This is a genomic window from Hymenobacter sp. BT559, from assembly GCF_016427535.1.
Classification (GTDB): Bacteria; Bacteroidota; Bacteroidia; order Cytophagales; family Hymenobacteraceae; genus Hymenobacter.
Window position 1 is genome coordinate 1 of sequence record NZ_JAELXV010000001.1, and the last position, 25,784, is coordinate 25,784.

Below are 25,784 nucleotides of genomic sequence, written 5' to 3' on the forward strand. Positions count from 1 at the left end.
CGGTGCGCCTATGGTACTGCCTTCACCGGTGGGAGAGTCGGTCGCCGCCAACTTTACAACGAGAGAGCCCCCTGCCCCTGCGCTTTGACCAGCGCCCGGCAGGGGGCTCTCCGCGTTTTAGCCCGTCCCGCCTTCAATCTCTTGATGAGGTGCTTTTAGAAGGATGAGTGAAAAACTCGAGTAGGAGATTTACTGTTATATTCTACCATGGAAACGCTATAAGCTAAAATGATTCTGTTTAGTGTGGGAAGAATAAACAGCTTACTTTTAGTGTTAAGCTACTAATATTCGCCAGGTAGCGAAGCAGGCTTGATAGCATATGCAGGTTTTATATCCAGGTTTTTTATGGGGATTACTAGCGATTTGTATTCCAGTAATCATCCACTTGTTGCAGCTACGGCGACCGCAACGTGTTGTATTTACGAACACTAGCTTTATCAAAGCTGTAGAGCTAACTACAATGCGTCGTCGGCGCTTGCAGGAGTTAGTAGTATTGCTCACTAGAGTACTAGCAGTAATATTCCTAGTGCTGATTTTCTGTCAGCCTTTTATTCCTGCTGCTGAGCAAGACAAGCGGATTGCGGGGCAGGCTATTTCAGTCATAGTGGACAATTCGCTAAGCATGCAAGTACCTTCCATGCAGAGGCGTGCCCTATTGCAGGAAGCTGTTGCAGGAGCTCAACTGCTCGGTCGAGGAGCGGGAAGCGCTAACCGGTTTCTATTGCCCAGGCAGGCAAAAGGTCAACTGAGCTACGCAGTGTATAACGCGAAGCTAGAAGCTATTCAGGCTGAACTAGGCAAAACGTCTTGGGACGATGGTATCGCTTACCAACCCAATGCAGGTGAAGGGCAACAGCCTCTATATATTTTCTCGGACTTTCAGAGAAGCGCGGCGGGTCGGGCCGCTTTAGAAAGGCTACCTGCAGATGCTAATATGGTGCTAGTCCCTCAGCAGGGGCGTAGCGTCGGCAATATTTATGTTGATAGTACTTGGCTAGATGATGCGTTTGTACGCACACGAGTTAATATAGGCTTACACATCCGCTTGCGGAATGGAGGTACTGAACGGATTGAAGATTGCCCAGTGAAAGTATTGATTGGGCAGCAGCAAGTGGCTGCTTTTCGCGTAAGTGTAGCAGCAGGACAAACTACCACGACTGTAGTACAGGTACAGTTATCCGAGACTAAACTGGCTTTGGGGCGCATCGTTACAGAGGACACGCCGGTTACTTTCGACAACACGTATTATTTCACCCTGCAGCCAGCTACTACGATTCGGGTGTTGGAGATAGGCCCAGTGGCTTTAACTCAGCAAGCGTATGCCAATGAATCGTTATTTGCATATACCTTTACCAAGCCACAGCAAATAAATTATGCTAAGCTGCAACAAGCAAACTTAGTGTTATTAAGTGAGTTGGCACAGGTGGATGCAGGACTGCGCCAAGCACTGGTGCAGGTAGTGAAACGTGGCGGCAGTGTGGTGGTGGTACCTGCGGGCGACGTGTTAAACCGTGCATCGTACCACCAGCTCTTTCAAGGTCTAGGTATCGGTAGTGAGCAGTGGAACAGCACTGGCACGAGCACTCCAGAACGCCAGGAAATAGCCCTTCCAAATAAGAATACTCCCTTTTTCAAAGACGTTTTTGGTGCGCAGCCCCAGCGGGTGGCAATGCCCCAATCTGCACCTGTGCTGAGCTGGGGGCGCAATGGTACGGACATTTTGAGGCTACGGGCTGGCGATAGCTATCTGACGGAGTTTGAGAGCGGCAGTGGAAAGGTATTTGTGTTTGCGGCGCCGTTTGACCGGGCTTATTCGGATGTTATGGCACATGCACTGTTTGTGCCAGTACTATACCGCTTGGCGATGCTGAGCTACGAGGGTAATCAGCAGCCAGCCTACCGGCTTACGGCAGCATCTGTGGCATTAGCAATACCTAGAGAGGAGCGCAGCAAATTAGAAACCGGAGCGGAGGCTACTATCCGATTAGTTCGGGATAGCGCGGTGTTTTTGCCAGCGCAGCGAATTCAGGGGGCAACAGTGCAGCTTAGCATTCCGGCGGAGATGACTACACCTGGCTTCTATGAGGTGCAGCGCCAAGGAAAGCGCCTGACGACTCTCGCTTTTAATGCAGATAAGCACGAATCAGAACTAGCAGCCTACTCGGCGGCTGAGCTACGCGAATTGATAGGACCAAACCATCCGAATGTACGCGTACTAGATAATGGTCAACCGGAGGCAGTGGCCCGCTACCAGGCCGAGCAAACTGGGCAGCCACTATGGCGCTACTGCTTACTGCTCGTGCTGGCATGCCTGCTTATCGAGGTATTGGTGCTGCGCTTTGGTCGGCCTAGGGTGGCAGCGGCATCGCCTGCAGTAGCAGCTTAGGTATGGCGGCGGAGCGGCGGTTGTATCTTGCCGGCTCGATAGTATCTACTTTATGTTGCCTTCAAATGAACCAGTCCGTAGCTCATCAGGTACGGCTGTACGGTCAGGAGCCGTAGGCCGCCTAGGTTTGCGCTTTGGCCTCGCAGCGGGCCTAGTATGTGGGGCATGGCTGTTATTTCTATATTTTACTGGTAATGAGCCGTTTAGTCCTAAGCAGATAATGGGGCTATTGGTTGTGCCGTTTGCGGCCGCGGCCAGCCAATGGCTACTGCGCCGCGAGGCCGCGCCCGGCCGGCCAGGGGTGGGGCGGGCCTTAGCCGTTGGTGGCTTAACGGTGCTGCTGGCGGCGGTGCTGGCAGCTGTTAGTACCTGGGGGCTGGCTACTGCATTGGGTGATAAAGCCTTAGCTTACAGCCGGGCCGAGCTAATTGAGATAACTCGGGTACAGCAACGCATACGGCCGAAAGAAAAGCGTAATGCGCAATTTGAAAAAAAGGAGCTTGAGCAGGCGGCCGCGCTCTCAAAAGCAGACTTGGCGCGGGGCACTTTCACTTGGACGCTGCTCCTAGGTATGATGGGAGCAATACCGGCTGGTATATTTCTGCGCAAATAATTCTGAAATAGTACACTTTACCTCACCTTCAAGCCCTGTTCTATGGAAACCTCTACTGCCTCTACTCCGGTTACACCTACCAGCGTAGGTATGCGCTACGGCCTGATAATAGGGCTTGTGAGCATTATCGTCTCTTTTCTACTAAACGTGACGCACTTGGAGCAATCGCCAGCCAAGTGGCTATCGATGGTAGTCTTAATCGGTGGTATTATTCTGGCACAAAAAGCTTTTCGGCACGCTAACGGAGAGTTTATGAGTTATGGGCAGGGGCTAGGCGTTGGTATGGTGCTTACGGCCGTTTCGTCGGTGCTGGGCGCTATTTTTTCGTATTTCTACGTCGCATTTATCGACCCCGAAATGCCGGCGCGCATTCTGGAGAAAGGTCGGGCAGACCTGGAAGCTCGGGGAAATATGAGCGATGCCCAAATTGACCAAGCTATGCACTGGACAGCTATGTTTGTGCAAGGCCCTGCTTTAGTGGCCATCGCGTTGGTAGGAGGGCTGATTATGGGCTTGATAGTGTCGCTGATAACGGCGGCCATTCTTAAAAATCCGAAACCTGAATTTGAATAAGCCGGCTGCTTTTCCGGTGGAGATTTCCATCGTAATTCCCTTACTAAACGAAGCTGAGTCGTTGCCCGAGCTTACGCGTTGGATAGCGCGGGTGCTCACGGCGCGCGGGCTATCGTATGAAGTTATCTTAATCGACGACGGCTCGACTGACGATTCGTGGGCGGTGGTTGAGGCCCTAGCTGGCCAGGATATGGCCCTGCGGGGCATCCGCTTCAACCGCAACTATGGCAAGTCGGCGGCGCTGAATGTAGGCTTTGCGGCAGCCCTAGGGCGGGTAGTGTGCACCATGGATGCCGACTTGCAGGACTCACCTGAGGAACTGCCCGAGCTCTACCGCATGATAACCGAAGACCACTACGACTTGGTGAGCGGCTGGAAGCAGAAGCGCTACGACCCATTGTCGAAGACTATCCCGACTAAGCTATTTAACGCCGCTACGCGGGCCATTTCGGGCATTCAGCTGCACGATTTTAACTGCGGCCTTAAAGCCTACGACCAGCGTGTAGTAAAGGCGATTGAGGTGTATGGTGAAATGCACCGCTACATCCCTGTTATTGCGAAGTGGAACGGCTTCAAGAAGATAGGTGAGAAGGTGGTGCAGCACCAGGAGCGCAAGTATGGCGTAACCAAGTTTGGGCTGGAGCGCTTCATCTTTGGCTTTCTGGATTTGGCCAGTATCACCTTCGTGGGAAAGTTTCGGCGGCGGCCGATGCACTTTTTTGGTACGCTGGGTACATTATCATTCCTAATCGGTACGATACTGACGCTGTGGCTGGTGGGCGAGAAGTGGTGGCTAGCTATTCATAACCTCAAGGCGCGAAACGTGACCGACCAGCCTCTGTTTTTTCTGGCGCTAGTGGCTGTGATAATCGGGATGCAGCTCTTCTTAGCAGGCTTCCTAGGTGAGCTGGTGCAGCTAAACGGGCCCAAGCGCAACGATTACTTAGTGCGAGAAACCCTGCGATGAACGTCGTAATTATCGGGCCGGCCTACCCCTTGCGGGGAGGATTAGCAACGTACAACGAGCGGCTGGCGCGGGCTTTTCAAGCGGCTGGCGACCGGGTGCGCATCGTTACGTTTTCGTTGCAGTATCCTGATTTTTTGTTTCCAGGGCAAACGCAGTTTAGCACTGAGCCGGGGCCTACTGCTATTGATATTGAGGTAAGTATTAACTCAGTAAACCCTTTGACCTGGTGGCAGGTAGGCCGCAAGCTGCGGCGTGAGCGGCCCGACTTAGTCATCTTTCGGTTCTGGCTGCCCTTTATGGGGCCGGCCCTAGGTACGATAGCGCGGCTCGTGCGCGGCAATGGCCACACCCGCGTAGTGGCAATTACCGACAACGTAATTCCGCACGAAAAGCGGCCGGGTGACGGGCCGCTGACGCGCTATTTTCTGAGTGCCTGCGATGGGTTTGTGACCATGAGCCGAAGCGTACTCACCGATTTGCAGGCCCTAGGGTACGCAAAGAAGCCGGCGCTGTACCGGCCCCACCCATTGTACGACAATTTTGGGCCGGCCAAGCCCAAAGCTGAAGCGCTGGCCGCGCTGGGGCTGGCGGCTCAGTTCAAGTACGTGCTTTTTTTTGGGTTTATTCGGGCCTATAAAGGCTTAGATATTTTGCTGGAAGCGATGGCTGACCCGAGGGTGGCCGCACTGCCGGTGAAGCTGCTCATTGCGGGTGAGTTTTACGAGGACGCCGCGCCTTATGAGGCGCTCATTCAGAAGCACCACCTAGAAAGCCGCCTAGTACGGGCTACCGATTTTATTCCTAATGAGCAAGTAGTAAACTACTTCGGGGCGGCTGATATCGTTATTCAGCCCTACAAGCACGCCACGCAAAGCGGCGTGTCGCAGGTGGCCTACCACTTCGGCCGGCCCATGCTGGTGACCGACGTGGGGGGGCTAGCCGAGCTTATTCCCGACGGGGTGGTCGGCTACGTGGTGCCGCCCACGGCCACGGCCATCGCCGACGCGCTGGTTGATTTCTACACCCATGACCGGGAAGAAACCTTTGCGGCGGGTGTGCGACAAGAAGCCCGCAAGTTTTCGTGGGAGGTAATGGTGGCCGCCCTCAAAGAAGTGGCTGCTACGTAGCCCTAGGCTTGCATAGGCACTTCAGATGGCGCTACGGGCACACTCTCTAGCACAGCCCGGAATACCTTATCAGCCGGCAACTCTTCCATGCAGCTGGTGCCCAGGCGGCAGGTACCCCGATAAAAGCACACACACTGGCGATTGGGCTGCACAATTTGGCCGCGGCCGTAGAGGTCAAACTCGTGCGGGTTGAAGATGTTGTTCATCAAGATGGTAGGCTTGCCGAGGGCGATGCTGATGTGCATACCCATCGTAACCTGCGTCACAATACCGGCCATCTGGTGCATGAGGTTGATGAACTGCGGCAGCGGAAAGGTACCTAGGTAGGCCGCGCCGGTGGCGGCGTGTAGCTCTAGGTTGCGGGGGTGCTCGGCCTCGCCGCCCAGCAGCACGGGCGCGTAGCCAGCGGCTTGCAGCTCGGTAATGAGCGCAATCCACTTCTCGGTGCTCCAGAGGCGGGTGGTCCAGCGATCGCCGCAGCCCGTGTTGAGGCCGATGCGCGGGCCCGCCGCGGCGGGCGGCAGGGCGTGCCAGTCGTAGCCCTTGTCCTCGTGCGTATCAAAGACGTACTCCTCACCCCGAAAATCGAAGCCGCACAGTTCGAATATTTCCTGCACGTAGGGCTTGGTATTGCCCAAGCTCAGCTGGTCGAACACACCCGTGAGGTACTTGTGGTCGGCTAGGTTATTGATGGGCCAGGGCACACCATCGTAGGGGCGCAGGGTGTAGCCAAACTTAGCCTCGGCCTGCACATTGAGCAGCAAGGCGCAGGCTTCTTTTTCCTTATCGAGGTTGATGGCGATGTCGAACTGCCGGGCTTGCAACTGCAAAACGCTAGCGTAGTCAAGCTTCAAGATTTCCTCTACTTCGCGCTGGGGCAAGATGGCCGGCGTGAGCGTGAGCCAGGTAATGTAGCAGCCTGGGTATTCTTGCCGTAGGCGCCGCAGCAGCGGCGTGGTGCGAATAACATCGCCAATAGCCCCGAGCTTGATGAGCAGGATGCGCTTAGTAACTGGGTCATACACTGGGCAGTCGCCACACATATACCCATGCTCCTTGTTGGGACGGCAAGGTAGGTCGCCGCGGTAAAAGCGGCAGTCGGGGCGAACGGGGATGTCGTGAAGAAACTCAGGCACGCGGCAGGAATGAAGTTGCAAGCCCCAAAAATAAGAGCCCCCGGCCATCGCCCTCGCCAAGACGTGGGAAATAGCCGGGAGCAACGACAGTATCAGCGGTTGCGAAAAGTGCCAGGCAGTAAGCAGGACCTAGGGCGTAGTAGGCGCAGGTGCTGGAACAGCAGCGGGCTCGGTAAGAGGTGGGGCAGGAGCCGATGGCTCGGCAAGAGCTGGTGGCGCGGGCGGCAGGGCCGGGGCAGGTATGGGGCAGCCCTTAGAGGCCCACGTGCCTTTTTCGCGGGGGCACTTGTCGTATTTGTTGCTCACCAGGTCGCCGTCGCGGTCTTTGCGGTGGGGGCGGTGCAGCGCTAGCCCCACGCCAAAGTACACGTCGGCGCCAGTGGTACTAGTGAGGCCAACCAAGCCGCCTAGGTTGTCAGAACCCACGATAACGGGACCTAGGCGCAGCATGGCGCCCACTTGCAGCTTGCGGTAGTTGTTGGCTAGGATGACCGGCACGGCTACCTCAAGGTGGCTGAACTCGACCCGGGGCGTGAGGGCCAGCGAACTGACACTGCGGCTACCGACAGTGCGCGTGGGCAGCAGGTTCTGTGTCCAGAGCAAGCCCGCGTACAAGTGGTTGAGCAAGCGGTAGTCGGCCGTGAGGCGCAGGGTAGCGGGGAGGTAGCTCGTAAACTGGCTGCTTTGCTCGCGCAGCCCCACCAGGCGCTCGATGCTAGGCGTGAGGGTGTTGAGGTTGGTAAAGGAAATAGTATCAAGCTGCCCAAGCTGCACGACACGGTCGTTGGCCAGGGTGGCTTGGCGCACGTGCCGCTCGCTTTGGTAGCGCACGGCCCCTAGGTCGGTGAGGGCTAGGCCCAGGCGCAGGCGGTATTTATTGCGCGAGTCATCGAGCAGCGTGGTGCCATCCATCTGGTAGTGGTAGCGTTCGTAATAAGGCCGCCACTCGTAGGTGACGCCGATGTCGGCACCATAGCCGCGGCCCAGGCGCTGGCCGCCATAGAGCGTGCCCAGCCCAAAGCCACTTTGCTGGTAGTAGTCGTTGGCACCGGCGTAGGCGTAGCTCACGTTGGGGTTGCGGAGCTGAATGCTGTCGCTCCCGTACACCTGGTAGCCAGTGCCTGCGTTGTGCAGGTAGGCCCCGCCCAGCCCCACGAGGTACTTTACGGTGAGCCCGCCCTTGAAGAAGTGCGTGGTATTGGGCGTGAACGTGCGGGCGTAGGTGAAGGCAAACTCGTGGAAGCTATTGGCATCGATATTAAAGCCGTTGTCGGTGAGCACGCGGTCAGCTAAACCTAAATCCTCGGCATCACCAAGGCCTTGGTACGCCAGTCGGGCCAAGTTTTCACTCACGTTGCTGAACTGCACAAAGGCTCGCACCCGGTTGGTAAGTGCAATGGCCGAGCGCGGCCCCAGCGTCAGCATGAGGGAAGGCAGGCGCGCTTCTATGCTGGCGCTACCAAACTTGGCATCGCCCGTAAGCTGCTCACTTAAGTACTCGCGCTGAAATTGAAAGCCCTGCGCCCACGGCCGCTGTGGCAAGTCGAGCTGCACATACGTGTTGTAGAAATTGGCACCGCCCCCTCCTAGGTTGAGATACGCGCGGTGGCGGGCATCGGCAATAGTGCTCGGGTTGAGGTAGACATTGTTAGTGCCTCCGTAGTTGCTTTGGGCTAAGCCCAGCCAGCCTTGGGCCGCCGCTGGCTGGGCGGCAAGTAGCCCCACGAGCAATATCCCAGCGCGGACGCCGGGTAATAGGGTAAAGTAGCTAGTCATCAGTAGGAAGTAAAAAAGGCGGGGCGATGCCTACTGAGCGAGTAGAATATGCGAGGCCAGGTGGGCGCTAGGTGAGCGCAGACCAAGCTTCCCGGTTAGGTTTAGCACCTGTGCATAGGCAAGGGCCAATGGCACGAGGTTAGTGACCCTGGCTGCCATCCAGCAGCCAAGAGGGTAGGGAGCACATGCAGTAGTAGAATTGCTCATAAGTAAGCGGAAAAAGAGGGTGAATAGAAACCTAAAAATCCTCGCTTACTTTATAAATAAAAATACCTAAATTTGGGTATTTCTAAGTTTGATAAGTGCCTACGTGCTAGCGCCGTTGCATGGGCAATACCCTTAGTTGGGTATTTTTTGGCACCGCTGCGGAGGCTGCTCTCAAAGCAAGCCTCCGCAGCAATACATGCGTGCATCGGTGCGCTAGCTATACGTTAGCTTTTTTCCTTCTCAACCGACCCTAGGGGCTCGAATGTCCTTAGTTAGCAACACGCGCCCACTATGATGGCTACCGCTACCCCCGATGCCCCACTCATTTCTATGGCGCCCGGCCAGCACGTGCTGGCCACGGCTGCGCAGCAGCAACTCATTGCGCAGGCGGTAGTCGAAATAGCGGCCACGGCTGACTTGCACCCTAGTGTCACCATTGTGCACAACATACTTACCGAAGGCGTTGAGTATATGTCGCAACGGGGCCTAAGACTGCTGCAAATCTCCTTGCCCGCATTGCGGGCGCTCGGAGCTGAGTACTACCGGCGCTTTTTCAACCCAGTTGATGCCCAAGACTATGTGCCACGGATATATGAGATGCTGCAATCGGCTGACCCCACCCAGGTAGTCAGTTTCTTTCAGCAAGTGCGCACCACCGAAAACCCCGAGTACACCTGGTATTTCTCGACCACGCGGGTACTGCTGCGCGATGCAGAGTCTATACCCCTGCTGCTGATAACGACCGCTAGCCCCGTTGACCCCCTGCACCACGTGACGCATAAGGTGCGCCGGGTGCTCGAAGAAAATACGTTTTTGCGGCAGCACGCCCCACGCTTTGCCTCCCTCACGCGCCGCGAGCGCGAGGTACTGCGCCTGTTGGCACTGGGCCACACAGCTCCTCAAATCGGCGCCGAGCTCTTCTTGGCCACCCAAACCGTCGAAACCCACCGCCGCAACCTGCGCCACAAACTGCAAGCCGAATCGCAGTTTGAACTAGGCCAATATGCGCGCGCCTTCGACCTGATTTAGGCCGAAGGCGCGCTGAGTGTTGTCGCTAAGCGGCTGCTAGCGCCCTACATAATTGGCCGGGGTGAGGTGGCGTAGCTCGGCTTTCACACTTTCGGGTACGTCCAGGCCCTCTACAAACTCGGCTATGGTGGCTGCCGAAATGGCCTCACCCGTGCGCGTGAGCTGCTTGAGGGCGTTGTAGGGGTCGGGATAGTTTTCGCGTCGCAAAATTGTCTGAATCGCCTCGGCTAGCACAGCCCAGTTGGCATCAAGGTCACGCTGCAGGGCACTTTCGTCGAGTGCTAGTTTGCCCAGGCCCCGCCCAATGGCGTTGAGGGCGATGAGAATGTGACCTAGGGGCACGCCTAGGTTGCGTAGCACCGTCGAGTCGGTAAGGTCGCGCTGCAGGCGCGAGATGGGCAGCTTGGCCGCAAAGTGCTCTAGCAGGGCGTTAGCCACGCCTAGGTTGCCTTCCGCGTTCTCAAAGTCGATGGGGTTGACCTTGTGGGGCATGGCCGACGAACCTACTTCCCCGGCCTTCAGCGTTTGCTTAAAGTACCCCATCGAAATGTACTGCCACACGTCGCGGCACAGGTCAATGAGAATGGTATTCAGGCGCTTCCAGCCGTCGCAGAAAGCTGCCAGGTTGTCATAGGGTTCGATTTGGGTGGTGGGGAAGGTGCGCGTCAGCCCTAAGGTATCTTGCACGAACTGCTCGGCAAATGCGTGCCAGTCGGTGCTAGGGTAAGCGGCGAAGTGCGCGTTGAAGCCGCCCGTAGCGCCCCCAAACTTAGCCGCGTAGGGCACTTGGTGCAGCAGCGCCAGTTGCCCGGCTAGCCGGGCTTCAAACACCTGCAGCTCCTTACCCAGCCGCGTGGGCGAGGCCGGCTGCCCGTGGGTGCGTGCCAGCATGGGCACGCCTACCCAGCCAGCCGCTAGCCCAGCTAGCTGCGCCTGCAATTGCGCGAAGCGGGGCAGCAAGGAATCGTTCATTGCCTCCTTGAGGCTGAGCGGGATAGCGGTATTGTTGACATCCTGCGACGTAAGGCCGAAGTGAATGAACTCTAGATAGTTGCCTAGGTCTAGCTTCGTAAACTCATCGCGCAGGTAGTACTCCACAGCCTTCACGTCGTGGTTAGTTACGGCTTCGTGCGCTTTGATAGCCTGGGCCTCGGCTTCGCCAAACTGCTCGTAGAGGCCGCGCAGGGCCGGGAACACAGTAGCGGGTACGGCTGCCAACTGGGGCAGCGTCACTTCGCAGAGCGCAATGAAGTATTCTACCTCCACCCGCACCCGGTAGCGCATCAGGGCCAGCTCCGAAAAATAGGGGCTGAGCGGGGCGGTTTGGCGCTGGTAGCGGCCATCGAGGGGCGAAAGAGCAGTAAGCATGGGGCGTAGATGCGGACTAGTGGAAGCCTGGTAACATAGGCGCTGCAAAGCTAGGGACGGCTTGCCGACCACCTAGGAGCCTCAAGGCAAGACCTGCCTTAAATACGTATGCCTGCATCAAGCGCAACTAAACCCTATCTTACCTTTGTGACAATGCGTTTATCCGTTGTTGCCAAAAAACGAATTCTTTACACAGTGGCTGGCCTCGTGGCTGTGCTGCTGCTGGCCGTATTGTTGTTCTTGTGGAAGCGCCAGCAATTGCTGACTTATGCGCTGAGCGAGGTCAAAACTCGCGTCGAGCGTAAGTATCCCGCCAAGCTCACCCTAGGGCCGGCCCGCTTCACAGGGTTCAGCACCGTCGAAATCAGTGGTATGAGCCTAGTGCCCACCGCGGCGGCTGGCCCCGGTGCGGCCGGCGATACGCTGCTCACCGCCCAGCGCCTGCAAGCGGGCCTGAGCGTGCGCTCGCTCTTTGCGGGGCGGCCGGTGTTCAGCGAGTTGCAAATAGACCGGGCCCACCTCACGGCGCGCAAAGACGCCAATGGGGCCAACAATTTCTCTTTCTTGCTGCGCAAAAGCAAGAAGCCGGTAGTGCGCCGCGATACGGCCTTAGGTCGTAATTATGGCCTGCTGCTCAACCAAGTGGTCGACGCTGGCTTTGGCAGCGTGCCGGGCCAGGCCAATTTCCGGCAGTCGGTAGTAACCTATAGCAGCCCGCGTCACCAAGTGCAGCTTACCATGCCGCGGCTAAGCTTCGAGGATGGCCAAGTACGCGGCCAACTCACGGCGGTGGTCGACTCGGTAGTAAACGAGATAGGGGTGAGCGGTAACATTGAGCCCGGCGACTACGCTACCGACCTCAAGCTATTTGGAGTCAAGAATTCGGTGCAGGTGCCCTATGTAGCGCGGCGCTTTGGGGCGCTAGTGTCGTTCGATACCATCCGGGTGCAGCTGGCCGGCAAGGACTTTAAAAGCGACGACCAGACGGGCGGCCAACTGACGGTGCGGGGCTCGGTAGCTGCCACCAACTTCAGCTTTTTCCACAAGCGCCTGGCCTCCGAAGACATTATTGTGCACTACGGGCAGCTAGAGTTTGTGGCTACCCTAGGGCGCGGCACATTCTCACTCGACCCCGGCACGCGCGCCACGCTCAACCAGATTGTGGTGCACCCCGAAATTGCGGTGCGCCTCAAGCCGCGCCTGGCCGTCAGCCTCAAGGTAGACTCGGACCCCACGGCTACCACCGCGTTCTTCAACTCGCTGCCCACTGGCATGTTCGACGTAGTAGCGGGCACCCAGGGCACAGGTACGCTCAGCTACCACCTGCAAGCCAGCGTGGACATGGCTCAGGTCGATAGCCTCAAGCTCAGCTCGTCGCTGACTCCGAGCAAAGATTTTAGCATCAAGCGCTTTGGTACCGAAGACCTCAGCATGCTGGAGCGTGAGTTTCCGTACACGGCTTACAACGACAAAGGCGATTCGCTACGCACCTTCCCGGTGGGGCCAAGCAATCCCGACTTCACGCCCTTCGCTAGCGTATCGCCTTTCCTCTGGAAGGCTATTCTCACTTCAGAAGACCCTAGGTTCTTTACCCACCACGGCTTTATGGAGAAGGCGTTTGTCAACGCCGCTATCGCCGATATTAAAGAGCGGCGCTTTGCCCGCGGCGGTAGTACCCTGAGTATGCAGCTGGTTAAGAACGTGTTTCTGAACCGCCAGAAGACCATCGGCCGCAAAGCCGAGGAAATGCTGATAGTGTGGCTTATCGAGAACTGGCTGGTCGAGCGCACCAAGACGCTGACCAAGGAGCGCATGTTCGAGATTTACCTCAACATTGTGGAGTGGGGACCCAGCAAGTACAAGTGGCCCAGCGGCAAGCGCGGCGTGTACGGGGTGAAAGAAGCAGCGCTGTTTTACTACGGTAAGCGGCCCAGCGAGCTCAACCTCGACGAGAGCTTGTATCTCATCAGCATCATTCCTAAGCCCAAATACTACCGGCAGTCGTTTGACAGCTACGGCGGGCTGCGCGGCTCTACACGCTGGTTTTTCCGCCTCATTGGCGACCTGATGGAGCAGAAGGGCTTGATTACGAGCAGCCAGCGCAATAGCATTGGGTACTCGGTAAATCTGAACGGCCCGGCCCGCACGTACATCGTGACGGCCCGCGATACCACCCGCAGCGTGCAGCCAGGCGATACGGCCCAGTTTGCCCCCCTCAACCTCATCGACCTGCTGAACACGGGCACGCAGCCTGCTCCTGCCGCGGGCGCCACCCCGCCCACTGGCACCGAAGCCCCAGCCCAAAACCCGCGCCCTTAGCCGCCACTGAACTTCCCGGCCCGATTTTGGTTATCAGCAGCTTACCACCTTCAACTCTTAGCACCTCATGAAATTTACTGCGCTTGCCCTGGCTGCCGCCGCTACGCTCAGCCTGGCTTTCATTAACCCCCAGCCTGCCCCGATGAACCCTACCGCCACCGCCGCCGCTTCTGGCACCGTCTATGACTTCACGGTCAAGACCATCGATGGCAAAGACGTGAAATTGAGCAAGTACAAAGGCAAGAAAATTCTTATTGTGAACACCGCTTCGAAGTGCGGCTACACCCCGCAGTATAAGGAGCTGGAAGAGCTGTCGAAGAAATACGCGGGCAAAGTGACGGTGCTGGGCTTCCCGTCCAATAGCTTCAACCAAGAGCTGGCTTCGAATGAGGAAGTATCATCGTTCTGCGAAAAGAACTACGGCGTAACGTTCCCACTGTTTTCTACCGTGTCGGTAAAAGGCGATGATGCTACTCCGCTGTTTAAATTCTTGGCTGACAAAGACAAGAACGGTACTGTAAGCGAAGCGCCGAGCTGGAATTTCTGCAAATACCTGGTTAACGAAAAAGGGCAGGTAGTGAAATTCTACCCCTCTAAAGTGAAACCGCTGAGCGAGGAGCTCGTGGCTGACATCACCAAATAAGGTTAAGTTATACCTATAAAACTGTCATGCTGAGCTTGACGAAGCATCTTGCGTAGTGCGCTTACTTCTGAAGAGAAGAGCTGCTGTACCGCACAAGATGCTTCGCCAAGCTCAGCATGACAGTTTTGTTATCTGCTATTTCTTTAATGTCTCCTTGGATTTCCGCGTTTCGCCCTCGCACGCTGCCGCTCGCGCTGGCCAGCATTCTCACGGGCGCATTTCTGGCTAAGTCGGCCGGGCAGTTTAACTGGCCGGTGGTAGCGCTGGCAGCCCTCACTACTATTCTGCTGCAGATACTTAGCAACCTAGCCAACGACTACGGCGATTCGCAGAATGGGGCCGATAGCGTGCACCGCCAAGGTCCACTGCGTGCTGTGCAGAGCGGCGCCATTACGCCCGCCGAAATGAAGCGCGCGATGTGGGCCTTCGGTTTGGCAGCGCTGGTGAGCGGGGTGGCCTTGCTGCTCGTGGCCCTGGGCTTTAAGGCTGCGTGGGTGCTGCTGGCCTTTTTTGTGCTTGGGCTCAGCGCCATTTGGGCGGCTGTAAACTACACAGCAGGCTCGCGGCCCTATGGCTACGCGGGGCTGGGCGATGTGTCAGTTTTCCTCTTCTTTGGGATAGTAGGGGTGTGCGGCACGTATTTTTTGCAAACCCGCACCTTACCGCTGGCGGTGCTGCTGCCCGCCGCGGCCCTAGGGTGCTTTGCCACTGCCGTGCTCAATGTCAATAATATCCGGGACATTGTTTCGGATAAGCTGGCGGGTAAAATAACTGTGCCAGTGCGACTAGGGCCGCAGCACGCCCGCCGCTACCACTGGCTGCTGCTCGTGCTGGGCGTAGGCGCGGCTGTGATATATGTGGCCCTCAACTACCATTCGCCCTGGCAGTGGCTGTTTGTGCTTAGCCTACCATTGTTTCTCTTTAATGGCCGGCAGGTGTGGGCGCGCCAAGAGTCGATGCATCTCGACCCGCTCCTTAAGCAAATGGCTTTGAGTACGCTGGTGTTTACGCTGCTGTTTGGCCTAGGCCAAGTCATTTAATAAACTTCCTACCACAAGCAGCCGCCCTGCTGACGAACTCAATCGGTTCGTCAGCAGGGCGGCTGCTTGTGGTAGGAAGTCTAAGTAGAGGGGTTAGAAATCGGCATCCAACCCTAAGCGCTGCTTCATTTCCTGCAGGGCTGGGTACTTCTCGGCCAGGTAAGCAAACTTGTCGTTGGAGGTATAAAGCTTGCGGCCAGTAGGGGCGGCAGCGGCTACCTCTGTCTGTACAATGAGGCCAGGGTGGCCGGTGCGCCGCCGTAGCTCGGCCATAAACTCAGCCCGGAAGTCATTGAACTGCACCACCTGCACTGGGTTATCCACGGTAAGGACGATGACGTGGTTAGCGTCGGCTGATACGGGGCGGTTCAGTACCATATAGTCGCTCATCTTATCCTGGGCCCGGCGCTCGTCGGCAAGCTGCTGCCACACACTGCGCAGTAGCTCGGGGTCGATGGGCGCTAGCGGACCCGTAGTGGCCGGCTCTGGCACCTGGTTTTTGTCCTTGTTGCTTGGCGCTTGGGGCTGCGCCGCGGCCGTGTTCACGTCGCGCAAGTTGGGCAGGCGGCTACCTAGGCTGGGTAGCTTTGGCAGCGCCGGCATAGATGGCGCGGGTGGGGGCGCAGCACTGGGCCGCACGTCGGTGGGGCGGTGGTTAGGTTCCAGGCCCTGCATGCTAGGCCGGCCGGTTTCGACGTGCGGTAGTGTGTCGCGCACTTGGTGGCGCGGCGTCACAGGCTCCAAGGGAGCTTCCTCGATGCTGGGAGTGGCATGTAATTCAACCACACCATTCTCAACGGGTAGCGGCTCCGGTCCATCGGCCGGCGCCGGCGCGTGAACCAAGGGGCGCCCCTGAGTCTCTGAGCTGGGAGCCCGGGGTGGGGTAGGGGCGCTGCTAGCTGTCGGCGCACTGGGGGCTGGCGTGTAGGCAGCCGGAGCCGTGTGGCTCTGGCTGCTCGCCGCTGGGGCCGCGGCCTCGGTGCTTAGGCTACTAGTTTTTTTTTTAGCCTCACCGCCAGCGGCGGGTGTGAGGTCGCGCACAAACTGCACCGCCCCATTGAGGTAAGCCAGTTTCATGAGCGTGAGCTCGACGTGCAGGCGCTGGTTTTTAGCTTGCTTAAAGTCGCGGTCGCACTGGCTTACTAGGTTCAGGGCCGAGAGCAAGAAGGGAAGCGGCGCAGCCTGGGCTTGGCGCACATACTGCTGCCGGATATTATCCGACACTTCGAGTAGCTGCACCGTCACGGGGTCTTTGCACACGAGCAGGCCGCGTAGGTGCTCGGCGGTGCCCACCACGAAGTTGTGTAGGTCGAAGCCCTGCTGCATTACCGAGTCGAGGAGCAATAGCGCAGCCGACAGGTTTTCGCGCAGCAGCGCATCTACCAGCCGAAAGTAGTAGTCGTAGTCCAGCACGTGGAGGTTCTGCACCACGTCTTTGTACGTCAGATTGTTGCCCGCAAAGGTTACCTGCTGGTCGAACATCGAGAGCGCGTCGCGCAAGCCACCGTCGGCCTTCTGGGCCAGCAGGTGCAGCGCGTCGTCGTCGGCCGCCACGCCTTCGCTGGTGGCCACGTAGCGCAGGTGCTCGCGAATGTCCTCAACCCGAATGCGATTGAAGTCAAAAATCTGGCAGCGCGACAAGATGGTGGGGATAATCTTGTGGCGCTCGGTGGTGGCCAGAATAAAGATGGCGTAGCTCGGCGGCTCTTCTAGCGTCTTCAAAAAGGCGTTGAAGGCCGCGTTGGAGAGCATGTGCACCTCGTCGATGATGTAAATCTTGTAGCGGCCCTGCTGCGGCGCGTAGCGCACCTGCTCTACCAGCGAGCGAATATCCTCGACCGAGTTGTTCGACGCGGCATCTAACTCATGCACGTTGAAGGATGCATTCTCCTGAAAAGCTACGCACGAGGTGCACACGCCACAGGCTTCAGCCTCGGGTGTGAGGTTGGTGCAGTTGATGGTCTTGGCCAGAATGCGGGCGCAGGTGGTTTTGCCCACGCCCCTAGGTCCGCAAAATAGGAACGCCTGCGCTAAGTGCTGGCTCTGAATAGCATTTTGCAGCGTGGTAGTGACGTGCTGCTGCCCCACCACGCTTCTGAACGTGGCCGGGCGATACTTGCGGGCCGAAACAACAAAATTTTCCATACGAGATACTCCTACAAAGATACCCTCCCGGTCGGGCCAATGCCAGCCCACTTGCCGCCCAACCGACCTAGGCGCCTAGCTAAGTAGGCGCTCCTACAACAACTTTGGGCTAGTTAGAATTTCCGGTGAGTGGCCAGCCGCATAGGGCCCAAATAGGTGCTACCTAGGGAACAAAAAGCTGTTCCGAAACATTTACTTCATACAGCGCGTATCTTTGCGCCCCGCTTCTTCGGAGGCGGACCTCGTTCTTTCTAAATTGGGGATGACCGGAATTGACAGCTTGTGCAAGTCACGGGTAAGCGTGTCGGGAGTTGATGGAAGCTCTCCCGCCAAAAAATCTATCAAAAAACAATCGGCGACTATTCGTACGCCATGGCTGCCTAGTTTAGAACTACGCACTGCCATCGTGCCGCCCGGGTAAGTTTTTACACCTGGGAGTTCGGCGCGTCGTAAGTAGAAACTAGCCTTCGGAGAGCTGTGATTCGGAGGCGAAAATCAACTGCAGCTAAGGGAGTTTCAAGGGCCTGATGTGCGCCTGGAACGCTTCGAAAATTCAAGCATAGATACACACGTAGAAAGCACGTTGGCTTCCTTGTCTGGACCAGGGTTCGAATCCCTGCATCTCCACTGAAAACCCCGTTTCCGACCCGGAAGCGGGGTTTTTTCGTTTACAGGGGACGTTTTAGGGGACAAAGCCGAAAAATTTGTTAATCAGGCTCGTAATTGCTGCTTTAAATGATGACTGCGATATTCACCTCTATTGGCTGAGAAAGTATAGAGGAAGGCTACGCTGGCCTCGTGCTAGGCACTCGCTATGAAGGAGCCGAGCAAGACGTGCTTGTGCCCTCGAAGGAGGAAGGCGCCGACCCTGTGCCCGTGCGGCGCGTGGTTATCCAGCTGGCCAGCGGGCGTACCACGAGCGTGACGCCCGAGCAGTGGGGGAAGTGGTTTAGTAAGGCGTAGCGATTGAAAGCTGCTGCGCCCTCACTAAAAACAAAAAAATAGCTTATAAAACACTTGTCTTAGATATGGAAAAAATTGACGTTCTATATGATGAGTATAAAGTTAATCGTATTGTCGGCGCTAGAGACCCTATGGCAAATCTGCTAGAGAAAAGTCAAAAGTTGCCAACTCCTATATTTAAAGGCTTAGTCTTTCATCTTCCCTTTGCGTTACTAGCACCTACTGGATTTATATTAAATGAGTCTGAGGACATTTTACAGACTCAGATACAGATTATTGGACACCCTAATCATTTATTTAATGTTAGGGTTGAAGCAGAAGAATATAAAGAAAAGTTATTGGAAGAGGCGGTAATAGTTAGTCTGCTATTCGCTAATGGAAAGCCATATGCCGATAACCCCTTTACGGTTAATGGGACAGCTATATTCCCAGGTGATAGGCTAGGCAAGCTAACCCATACTATTGTTGCTGCACAAATACCTATTGACAAGGTTCGTGATGATTTCAAGTGGGATACTGGATTGTTTTGTGATTTAGCTGTTGATGCTGTCAATAGATTTGTTGCGCATTATAAAGTTAAAAGCGGTTGGCCGTCGGACTGGTTAGCATTCATTCCTAGCTTGACCTCGCCAATGGTAATGGAGTTTAAAGTGCTTACAACGCTTGTTGATAATAGAACTTTTATCGAAAGGTATCTTGATATGTCTGGCTTAGTAATGTCTACTATACCAGAAAATATTGCAGTTGATCTAAAAGCAGTGCTTTTAACGAATGAAGAACCAGACCTTATTGCAACTTATTACCTACAAATAGATAATAGAATCAGTATTAAGGATTGGCGCAGTGTAGCAATTGATTCTGCCGTTCTTTTTGAAAGCTGGTTAACGACAAAGCTTAAATCTATCTATAAATCTCAAGGATTAAGTGGCAAACAAATAAAGCTAAAGTTTTCTATAGGCGAAGAGCGCAGACCAATGGCAGCCCTAGACATTGTTACTCTTTTGCTTCCCGAAATTCTGGGATTTGAATTTAAGGATACGGAGCAGTGTAAAGAACTTTTAAAAAATGTCTTTACACTGCGAAACCATGTTGTGCATGGTCGCCGGTTTAAAGTAACTAAATTTGAAGCCGAATTAAGTTACTCTACAGTAAAGCAGGCTATAGGATATATTGATTTACACATGAATCGTTAGATAATTATTTTTAAAAAGAAAAGGTCTTGCTCCATATCTATAAGAGCAAGACCTTTTAAAAAAGAAAGCCTGGCCGGATTTGAACCGGCGACTTCCATGCCTGGTGTTCTAGTCCGGGGCTTGCATCGCACACGCCCAATCCGACGTGTTCCCATCTGAACTACGAAGCTTTCTAATACAAACATACAAAAGCCCCAGCTCTGGCAGGCTGGGGCTTTTTCTATAAAACACGAGCTATAAATTACTCAGAATAACGGCGAACCTTCCACACCTCGCCGGGATAGGTAGTGCCAAGTGTGCAAATAGGCTGCACCCTGGGCTTAGTGCTTCTAGTTTGTTAGCTTACTCAGATAACGGCACCCCCTCCGTATAGCCTTCTAATAGCTCGTTGCGCGCAAAGCTGCGCAATACTATACCTCGCCCTAAGTCCTCCTTCACGCTGACTTCCACAAGAAACCCGGCCGCTCCGTCTATGACAAGGTACAGCCTTACAAGACCAGGCGTTGCCTCACGTTGAGTCAGGTAGATACCATGTTTAAGAACCCAGTAGAGCTGAATAAAACTAGGAAGCTGTTGAAATATATTGAGCGACATACTTGCAAGCTACTAAACTGCTCAGCTATTTTAGTAATTGCTTTTCGTTTAGTGTAGCCAATTCCTACCAGCTAACTGGACTAGTCTTAGCACTTGAGAGGCACAAGCTTAGAAGTCTTTAACTGTGCGGTGGTAACCAATGTCTATTTATTTTTAGGACCGCAGCCCTATCACGGCTTTCTCTACGGGAAGGTGTACTTGCTACGCTACACCTTTTTGCCGGAGAATAACATCGCTATTGAATTAGACCATCTGCCTTACTTAGCAGAGGCAGCACGACTATCCAGAACGGAGTTTGAGCAGTGGTTTCTGCCCGTTTTAGGCAAGAGAGACATGGGGTGAAAGGTGCAAAGAGCACCTGTTGCTTTGAATGACAATCACAATAGCGTTGTGCTTCTCTTTATAGTAGAAAGGCAGTGCGCTGCTTTTCTAAGTTCACAATCTAAAAAGGCCAACTCTGATAGGGCTGGCCTTTTTTGTTGAGCTTATCCTTATACTTGCAATGGCCGTTAGGCCAAAGTTTGTTTTCATAGCTCAGAAAGACTCATCTGCTTCAGGTGAGTTTTTTTTGCAACTGTAGCCCGTAAAAAAGCCTCATCTGAAACAGACGAGGCTTTCCTAACATTTTTTCATACGAAAAAAACCGATTAGGGATTCTTTCAGGTGTAAAGGTGCAAATGATTTAATCAAGAGCAAGCTATTATTTACATACAACAGACCCAGCCACTTAGGTCGGGGCTTATATTTGGGCTGAAGGTTATTTCACAATTCCTTCACCTTTACAAGCTGAAAGGCCAGCTCTAGTAGGGCTGGCTTTTTTCATTTAACAATCAACAATAGGCAAGCAGCTCCTACACTAAGCACCCACACCACCAGCCGCAGCCGCTCGGGTAGCCAGCTCACTCCGGCAGCCGCACCTCATGCGCGTAATCTTCCAGTGGCCTACCACTCACAAAGCTGCGCAGCACTACTGCCTGCTCCCACTGCGCATCCGTGCCTACCTCGACAAAAAAGCCGCGGCCCTTATCATCACAATGGAAGAGGGTAATCCCACTCTCGCCATTCCAGCGCTGAGCTAGAAAAATGCCGTGCCGAAGCACATGCGCAAGCTGCAACAGGGGAGAAAACCGTTGAAAGTCGAAGAGAAGCATCAAGTCAAAGTCAGGTACTTAGCAACTGCATTGGGCTACACTATGTTGCCTCGATTGAACTTTCATTACTAGCAAATGCTTGGCGCTCCTGTATCAAGCAGCAAGTGCAGATAGATGAAGAGAAAAGTTAGGGTTACGCTAACTAAGTTGGCCCCATGGCTAGCGGCTTTAATGCTAGGCAGTCTACTGATGGGTGTATTATACTGGGCGGATATGGTACCCTCCCTTGAGCCGTTGCCCGAGCATGCTGCCTTGCAGCGGTAGGTGGCCCCGCAGTGCTGGCAATGCTATAACATGACCGGCGGAAATGGTCCTGTGCCTACTTCAGGCCACCGATGCAGCCAGACGTAAGCGGCTTCCGCATCATCAAAGGTTTCAACGAGTGGTTCCGTTATTTTGTCCAGCACTTTGCGCGCGGCATAAAGCGCTTCGCGATTACGGGGCAATACCCAGGCAGCCATAGCCAATCCCTGCTGAGCTAAGAGCAGAAAGCAATCTTGAGCAATCCAGTTGGTCAACTCCTGCCAGCCATCCTGGTCGAGTAAAGTATCATTGAGCAAGCGCTTGCTGTGCGTCGCCTGCATGCTGCCTAGGATGAGCTGATAGTTAGCCTGGGTGCGAGCAGGACTATGTGGCCCCCGCCAAGTGGCATAAAGGCAGTCGCAGCCCGGGTCATGTACGAGGTCAAACTGGGGCGATTCTATGAGGCTAGTCATATCTGGAAGGAGAAACATTGCTGCTTAATTGCGGTGACGTCCTGATTCAAGCGGCCACCCATCAGCCCTATAAATCAGCAAGTAGAGCGAATATGTACTAGAATATAAAGTATAGTGATTTGTTTATAAAATAGGGGTGAATGATATAATACTTGCCCTTAGCACGCTACACAAAAAGGCCCCGGCCAACTAAGCCGGGGCCTTTTTGATGGCTTAGCACTACGTTCCTGGGCCAGCTAAAAAACTACGTAGGAAATTCGCACTAGTAAATACGTAGGTGCCGTAGAGAATTTAAGGTTTTTTACGCAGGTAGTTCCTATTGCTCGGCCGGAACTTTGAGCATGGAAGACGTACAAAAGCGACAGAGGGTAGTGCAAGGGGCGTTAGCTATGACCGCCGATACAGCCCTTGCGCCTGATTGCTACGAGCGTCAACTCCTCGAGGAGTACGTAAAAGGGCTTTTATCTATTGATGAAGTGCTGCTACTATTAGCGCAACAGCAGCCCGCTGAGGAGTAAGGTGCTAAGCCACACCACCAGTCGCAGCCGCTCCGGTGGCCATTCAGTGCAGAGCTTTACCTAACTAACCGTCAGCAAGTCTTCCAGCCGTGTCGTAGAAGCTCCCGACTGCCACTGCGCCTGTCCCTGCCAGGGAGCTCGCCCATTAATTAACGTCGTCGGTACCGCACTGCCCAGCCGCACCATGCCGCGGCCAAAGCGCGTATTCAACCTGTCGAGTGTGGCCATGAGCTGCGGCCGGTCGGCACTCACCTTCGCCGCAACTTCCGCCATCGGCGCGGCGGGCGCAAAGAGTCCTAGCTGCTGACCCGTGGTGGGTGGCTCCAGCCCATCGAGCACTACGCCTGCCTTATGGTAGGTGCAGCCTGGCTCTAGGATTTTGCTTAGCAGGTGCGCCGCATACTGAGCCAGCACCCGCGTATCCGCCGACGGCCCACTAGGTAGCGTCAGCGTGGCCGAGCGCGAGTAGGGTGGGGGCACCTTAGGGTCAAAGCGGTTCTTCTGCACGTACACCGTCAGCACGTAGGCCTGCTCGCCCTGCGCGCGTAGCTTCTCAGCAGCCCGCGTCAGGAAAGAGGCCACGGCCGCCTGCACATCAGCGTGCGCGGTGAGCGGCCGCCCAAAGGTGCGCGAGCAGCTGATGCTTTTCCGATTCAGTGTGCCGTCCTCGCTAGGGTGTAGCCCTGAGCACGGGTAGCCTTGCAGTTCGCGCACGAGGCGGGCGCCTACCACGCCGCCGAGCATCTTGCGGGCCCAGGCTTCACTTACCTTAGCGAGGTCGGCGGCCGAGTCGATGCCGGCCGCCGTGAGCTTCTGTGCATACTGGCGACCAATACCCCAAATGTCACTGACGGCTACTTGCCCGAGGGCCCACGTCCGACGCTCGGTCGAGTCAAGGTAGAGCACGCCTCCTAATTCTGTATTCTTTTTAGCTACTCGGTTGGCCAGCTTGGCCAGCGTCTTGGTCGGTGCTACCCCCAGGCAGGTCGGGATGCCCGTGCGGACCTTCACGTTGGCGCGGACGGTACGGGCAAACTCTTCCAGACCGCCACCTAGGTAAGGCTGCATATACTGGTCGAGCCCGTGCAAATCTAGAAAGGCTTCATCAATAGAGTAGATTTCTACCCCGGGCGTAACCTGCCCCAGGTACCACATCACGCGCCTGCTCATGTCGCCGTAGAGCGCGTAGTTGGAAGAAAATACCTGCACTTGGTGCTGGCGCAGTAGGTCTTTGACCTGGAAGTAGGGCGCGCCCATCTGCAGGCCCAGGGCCTTTGCCTCGGCTGAGCGTGAGATGATGCAGCCGTCGTTGTTGGAGAGCACCACGACGGGCCGTCCCTCGAAGCGCGGTTGAAAAACCCGCTCGCAGCTGACGTAGAAATTGTTGCAATCTAGCAGGCCGAACATAGGCTAGTCGCGACTGAGGAGCAAGGCATTGAGCTTGCCAGGTATAAGCTCGTGCACCACATGCGTGACCACACCCCAAATGTGAATCTCTTCGCCCGTGCGGATGCGGTAGGGTTCGAAGGCCGGATTAGCTGGTACCAGCCACCAATCCTCGCCCCGGCGCTCGAGGCGCTTGACGGTGCAGTCTCCCTCGACGACCGCTACCACAATGTGGCCGTGGTCAGCGGGCAGATGCTTATCGACCGCTAGCAAGTCACCGGGATGAATTTCTGCCCCCGACATGCTCTCCCCCGTTACACGCACTAAATACGTAGCGTCGGGGTGGCGAAACAGCAACTGATTGAGGTCGAACAGCGCCTCAATGTGGTCATCAGCCGGCGAGGGGAAGCCAGCGGGCACCAAGCAGGCGAAAACAGGCAGGTAGGCGGGTAGCACCGCCTCGGGGACGGGTACGAGAACGACGTCGTGCATAGGGCGGAGGGAAAGCGGGACTTTAAAGAAACGACTACTAATTACATTAGTTTATAAATAATAAAAGTTATATACTTTAAAAGCATTGACAGTCAGATAAAAATGTTTTCGTATTGCTGTTATGTTTAGTCAAGATGCTGCTCCGGACATAGGTGAGTACATGAGCCGATAGTACTGGGAAGGTTAAAAGCCGCGAGGTTGGAGACGAAAGGATAACCCAGCGGTAACTTGCTACACGGAGCGGCTTCGGATTTTTGTAGCCCTATCCTTACCCTTTTCCTTTTTCCTTGTGAAGCATTTACTTACTCGCATTGGGTCGCTGACCCTACTAGCGGCATTGGCCGTTTCCTGCGCCAAAAATGAGAGCGTTGCCCCAGCCTCGCCGTCCACGCCGCTCGCCAAGACGAGTACGACCTCGGCCACACTGGCCACCGCCGCGGCTACCCGGGATAACAACCTCGCCCTAGGGAACCCCAGCGGCGCTGTGGCCAGTACCTCGTACCCGAGCAACTACTTGCTGACCAAGTCCCAGTACACGCTAAGCTACAATCGTGACCAGGGCAAACCCAACTGGGTGTCGTGGCACTTGAGCAGCGCCTGGCAGGGCAGCACGGCCCGGCAGGATAATTTCTCCCCCGATGCCACCCTTCCATCAGGCTGGTACCGAGTGACCACCAGCGACTACACGGGTTACGGCTTCGACCGAGGACATAACTGCCCCTCAGCGGACCGCACGGGCTCGGTAGCTGATAACTCCGCGACCTTTCTAATGACCAACATGATGCCTCAGGCCTCAGTCAATAACCAGCAGACCTGGGCTGGCCTGGAGAACTACTGTCGTACGCTCGTGGCGGCCGGCAACGAACTCTACATTATCTGTGGGAGCTACGGCAAAGGCGGCACGGGCGTCAACGGGTACGCAACAACGATTGCCGGGGGCAAAGTGACCGTACCGTCTAACTGCTGGAAAGTCGTGGTCGTGCTGTCTGAAGGGAGCAGTGATGTATCACGTATCACGACCAGCACCCGCGTAATTGCCATCAATACGCCCAACACCACTTCCATTGGCACGGCCTGGGGCGCCTATCGCACCAGCGTTGACGCCATTGAAGCCGCCACGGGCTTAGACCTGCTCTCGGCTCTACCACTGAGCATTCAGAATACGTTGGAAGCGAAGACGGATACGGGAGCAACCAATTAAATAGTAGCCTCCTACTTTGGGAATAAAAAAGGCCTCGCTCAGCAGCGGGGCTTTTTTAGTATTCCGGTAGCCGTACCCCACACGCATAATCCTCCAGCGGCCCACTGCTGACAAAGCTGCGCAGCACTACGGCCTGTCCTTGGCCATCATCAAGACCGACCTCGACAAAGAACCCACGACCCTCATCCTCGCAGTGGTAGAGGTTGACGCCGCTCTCCTCATCCCAGCGCTGCGCTAGGTA

Annotated in this window: 22 protein-coding genes and 1 other RNA gene; 15 read left to right on the top strand and 8 right to left on the bottom strand. The window is 55.5% G+C overall.

Features of this window, described 5'->3' with window-relative positions; all coding sequences use genetic code 11:
* Nucleotides 1-319 precede the first annotated feature (319 nt).
* From JAO77_RS00005 to JAO77_RS00025, 5 genes are read left to right on the top strand one after another with little or no spacing between them, the layout of a single operon-like run.
* Nucleotides 320-2,386, top strand: a complete 2,067-nt coding sequence (locus JAO77_RS00005) for a BatA domain-containing protein (RefSeq protein WP_235998163.1) — start codon at nt 320-322, stop codon at nt 2,384-2,386.
* Nucleotides 2,387-2,438: 52 nt separating this feature from the next.
* Nucleotides 2,439-2,999 (top strand): DUF4199 domain-containing protein, encoded by a 561-nt coding sequence (locus JAO77_RS00010; RefSeq protein ID WP_235998164.1) that lies wholly within the window; start codon nt 2,439-2,441, stop codon nt 2,997-2,999.
* Between the two features lie 42 nt (nt 3,000-3,041).
* Nucleotides 3,042-3,572, top strand: a complete 531-nt coding sequence (locus JAO77_RS00015; protein ID WP_198988222.1) for a DUF4199 domain-containing protein — start codon at nt 3,042-3,044, stop codon at nt 3,570-3,572.
* A 16-nt stretch (nt 3,573-3,588) separates the two neighbouring features.
* Nucleotides 3,589-4,539: a glycosyltransferase family 2 protein gene (locus JAO77_RS00020; RefSeq protein ID WP_370549384.1), complete on the top strand. Its 951-nt coding sequence runs from the start codon at nt 3,589-3,591 to the stop codon at nt 4,537-4,539.
* The gene (locus tag JAO77_RS00025; protein ID WP_198988226.1) at nt 4,536-5,666 is read left to right on the top strand and encodes a glycosyltransferase; all 1,131 of its coding nucleotides are present in this window, start codon (nt 4,536-4,538) and stop codon (nt 5,664-5,666) included. The genes JAO77_RS00020 and JAO77_RS00025 overlap by 4 nt, the downstream gene beginning before the upstream one ends.
* Nucleotides 5,667-5,668: 2 nt before the next feature.
* On the opposite strand, the gene JAO77_RS00030 is transcribed toward JAO77_RS00025, so the two are convergent.
* Both JAO77_RS00030 and JAO77_RS00035 read right to left on the bottom strand, forming a co-directional pair.
* Nucleotides 5,669-6,802, bottom strand: a complete 1,134-nt coding sequence (locus JAO77_RS00030) for a glycosyltransferase family 9 protein (protein ID WP_198988228.1) — start codon at nt 6,800-6,802, stop codon at nt 5,669-5,671.
* Between the two features lie 129 nt (nt 6,803-6,931).
* Nucleotides 6,932-8,578: a DUF5723 family protein gene (locus JAO77_RS00035; RefSeq protein WP_198988229.1), complete on the bottom strand. Its 1,647-nt coding sequence runs from the start codon at nt 8,576-8,578 to the stop codon at nt 6,932-6,934.
* A gap of 498 nt (nt 8,579-9,076) precedes the next feature.
* Between JAO77_RS00035 and JAO77_RS00040 the strand changes: the two genes are divergently transcribed.
* Nucleotides 9,077-9,814: a helix-turn-helix domain-containing protein gene (locus JAO77_RS00040; protein ID WP_235998165.1), complete on the top strand. Its 738-nt coding sequence runs from the start codon at nt 9,077-9,079 to the stop codon at nt 9,812-9,814.
* 36 nt (nt 9,815-9,850) lie between these two features.
* On the opposite strand, the gene purB is transcribed toward JAO77_RS00040, so the two are convergent.
* Nucleotides 9,851-11,182 carry an adenylosuccinate lyase gene (gene purB, locus JAO77_RS00045; RefSeq protein WP_198988231.1) on the bottom strand — a complete coding sequence of 444 codons (1,332 nt, stop codon included), beginning with the start codon at nt 11,180-11,182 and terminating at the stop codon, nt 9,851-9,853.
* A 153-nt stretch (nt 11,183-11,335) separates the two neighbouring features.
* Here purB and JAO77_RS00050 point away from each other — a divergent pair, with 153 nt between their 5' ends.
* From JAO77_RS00050 to JAO77_RS00060, 3 genes are all read left to right on the top strand, one after another.
* Nucleotides 11,336-13,501: a transglycosylase domain-containing protein gene (locus JAO77_RS00050; RefSeq protein WP_198988232.1), complete on the top strand. Its 2,166-nt coding sequence runs from the start codon at nt 11,336-11,338 to the stop codon at nt 13,499-13,501.
* A gap of 67 nt (nt 13,502-13,568) precedes the next feature.
* Nucleotides 13,569-14,144: a glutathione peroxidase gene (locus JAO77_RS00055; protein WP_198988233.1), complete on the top strand. Its 576-nt coding sequence runs from the start codon at nt 13,569-13,571 to the stop codon at nt 14,142-14,144.
* A gap of 146 nt (nt 14,145-14,290) precedes the next feature.
* A complete protein-coding gene (locus JAO77_RS00060) occupies nt 14,291-15,184 on the top strand; it encodes a 1,4-dihydroxy-2-naphthoate polyprenyltransferase (protein WP_198988234.1) in 894 nt (297 codons plus the stop codon).
* Between the two features lie 93 nt (nt 15,185-15,277).
* Here the strand turns inward: JAO77_RS00060 and JAO77_RS00065 are convergent, their stop codons facing one another.
* Complete coding sequence (locus JAO77_RS00065; RefSeq protein WP_198988235.1) at nt 15,278-17,329, bottom strand: DNA polymerase III subunit gamma/tau; 2,052 nt, start codon at nt 17,327-17,329, stop codon at nt 15,278-15,280.
* Between the two features lie 258 nt (nt 17,330-17,587).
* Between JAO77_RS00065 and ssrA the strand changes: the two genes are divergently transcribed.
* From ssrA to JAO77_RS00080, 3 genes are all read left to right on the top strand, one after another.
* Nucleotides 17,588-17,959, top strand: a transfer-messenger RNA (tmRNA) gene (gene ssrA, locus JAO77_RS00070).
* A 168-nt stretch (nt 17,960-18,127) separates the two neighbouring features.
* On the top strand, nt 18,128-18,292 hold the full coding sequence (locus tag JAO77_RS00075; protein WP_198988236.1) for a hypothetical protein: 165 nt from the start codon (nt 18,128-18,130) through the stop codon (nt 18,290-18,292).
* Nucleotides 18,293-18,357: 65 nt separating this feature from the next.
* A complete protein-coding gene (locus tag JAO77_RS00080) occupies nt 18,358-19,485 on the top strand; it encodes a hypothetical protein (protein ID WP_198988237.1) in 1,128 nt (375 codons plus the stop codon).
* 342 nt (nt 19,486-19,827) lie between these two features.
* Here the strand turns inward: JAO77_RS00080 and JAO77_RS00085 are convergent, their stop codons facing one another.
* On the bottom strand, nt 19,828-20,079 hold the full coding sequence (locus JAO77_RS00085) for a hypothetical protein (RefSeq protein ID WP_198988238.1): 252 nt from the start codon (nt 20,077-20,079) through the stop codon (nt 19,828-19,830).
* Nucleotides 20,080-20,999: 920 nt separating this feature from the next.
* Here JAO77_RS00085 and JAO77_RS00090 point away from each other — a divergent pair.
* Nucleotides 21,000-21,158: a hypothetical protein gene (locus JAO77_RS00090; protein ID WP_198988239.1), complete on the top strand. Its 159-nt coding sequence runs from the start codon at nt 21,000-21,002 to the stop codon at nt 21,156-21,158.
* A gap of 359 nt (nt 21,159-21,517) precedes the next feature.
* Here JAO77_RS00090 and JAO77_RS00095 read toward each other — a convergent pair whose 3' ends face one another.
* A complete protein-coding gene (locus tag JAO77_RS00095) occupies nt 21,518-21,814 on the bottom strand; it encodes a hypothetical protein (RefSeq protein ID WP_198988240.1) in 297 nt (98 codons plus the stop codon).
* Between the two features lie 521 nt (nt 21,815-22,335).
* On the opposite strand from JAO77_RS00095, the gene JAO77_RS24300 reads away from it, so the two are divergent.
* Nucleotides 22,336-22,464, top strand: coding sequence for a hypothetical protein (locus JAO77_RS24300; RefSeq protein WP_286192427.1), 129 nt, complete (start codon nt 22,336-22,338; stop codon nt 22,462-22,464).
* Between the two features lie 60 nt (nt 22,465-22,524).
* On the opposite strand, the gene JAO77_RS00100 is transcribed toward JAO77_RS24300, so the two are convergent.
* Complete coding sequence (locus JAO77_RS00100) at nt 22,525-23,871, bottom strand: Y-family DNA polymerase (RefSeq protein WP_198988241.1); 1,347 nt, start codon at nt 23,869-23,871, stop codon at nt 22,525-22,527.
* A 3-nt stretch (nt 23,872-23,874) separates the two neighbouring features.
* On the bottom strand, nt 23,875-24,342 hold the full coding sequence (locus tag JAO77_RS00105) for a LexA family protein (RefSeq protein ID WP_198988242.1): 468 nt from the start codon (nt 24,340-24,342) through the stop codon (nt 23,875-23,877).
* Nucleotides 24,343-24,631: 289 nt separating this feature from the next.
* On the opposite strand from JAO77_RS00105, the gene JAO77_RS00110 reads away from it, so the two are divergent.
* Nucleotides 24,632-25,543: a DNA/RNA non-specific endonuclease gene (locus tag JAO77_RS00110; RefSeq protein WP_198988243.1), complete on the top strand. Its 912-nt coding sequence runs from the start codon at nt 24,632-24,634 to the stop codon at nt 25,541-25,543.
* Nucleotides 25,544-25,784: the final 241 nt, after the last annotated feature.

Bases quoted from the DNA above. Each gene is read 5' to 3' on its own strand.
- JAO77_RS00095 (WP_198988240.1), bottom strand. From the start codon at position 21,814: ATGCAGGCGACGCACAGCAAGCGCTTGCTCAATGATACTTTACTCGAC.
- JAO77_RS00105 (WP_198988242.1), bottom strand. From the start codon at position 24,342: ATGCACGACGTCGTTCTCGTACCCGTCCCCGAGGCGGTGCTACCCGCC.
- JAO77_RS00050 (WP_198988232.1), top strand. From the start codon at position 11,336: ATGCGTTTATCCGTTGTTGCCAAAAAACGAATTCTTTACACAGTGGCT.
- JAO77_RS00085 (WP_198988238.1), bottom strand. From the start codon at position 20,079: ATGTCGCTCAATATATTTCAACAGCTTCCTAGTTTTATTCAGCTCTAC.
- JAO77_RS00035 (WP_198988229.1), bottom strand. From the start codon at position 8,578: ATGACTAGCTACTTTACCCTATTACCCGGCGTCCGCGCTGGGATATTG.
- JAO77_RS00100 (WP_198988241.1), bottom strand. From the start codon at position 23,871: ATGTTCGGCCTGCTAGATTGCAACAATTTCTACGTCAGCTGCGAGCGG.
- JAO77_RS00005 (WP_235998163.1), top strand. From the start codon at position 320: ATGCAGGTTTTATATCCAGGTTTTTTATGGGGATTACTAGCGATTTGT.
- JAO77_RS00090 (WP_198988239.1), top strand. From the start codon at position 21,000: ATGCGCGTAATCTTCCAGTGGCCTACCACTCACAAAGCTGCGCAGCAC.
- JAO77_RS00065 (WP_198988235.1), bottom strand. From the start codon at position 17,329: ATGGAAAATTTTGTTGTTTCGGCCCGCAAGTATCGCCCGGCCACGTTC.
- JAO77_RS00040 (WP_235998165.1), top strand. From the start codon at position 9,077: ATGATGGCTACCGCTACCCCCGATGCCCCACTCATTTCTATGGCGCCC.
- JAO77_RS00055 (WP_198988233.1), top strand. From the start codon at position 13,569: ATGAAATTTACTGCGCTTGCCCTGGCTGCCGCCGCTACGCTCAGCCTG.
- JAO77_RS00010 (WP_235998164.1), top strand. From the start codon at position 2,439: ATGTTGCCTTCAAATGAACCAGTCCGTAGCTCATCAGGTACGGCTGTA.
- JAO77_RS00015 (WP_198988222.1), top strand. From the start codon at position 3,042: ATGGAAACCTCTACTGCCTCTACTCCGGTTACACCTACCAGCGTAGGT.
- purB (WP_198988231.1), bottom strand. From the start codon at position 11,182: ATGCTTACTGCTCTTTCGCCCCTCGATGGCCGCTACCAGCGCCAAACC.
- JAO77_RS00025 (WP_198988226.1), top strand. From the start codon at position 4,536: ATGAACGTCGTAATTATCGGGCCGGCCTACCCCTTGCGGGGAGGATTA.
- JAO77_RS00060 (WP_198988234.1), top strand. From the start codon at position 14,291: ATGTCTCCTTGGATTTCCGCGTTTCGCCCTCGCACGCTGCCGCTCGCG.
- JAO77_RS24300 (WP_286192427.1), top strand. From the start codon at position 22,336: ATGACCGCCGATACAGCCCTTGCGCCTGATTGCTACGAGCGTCAACTC.
- JAO77_RS00080 (WP_198988237.1), top strand. From the start codon at position 18,358: ATGGAAAAAATTGACGTTCTATATGATGAGTATAAAGTTAATCGTATT.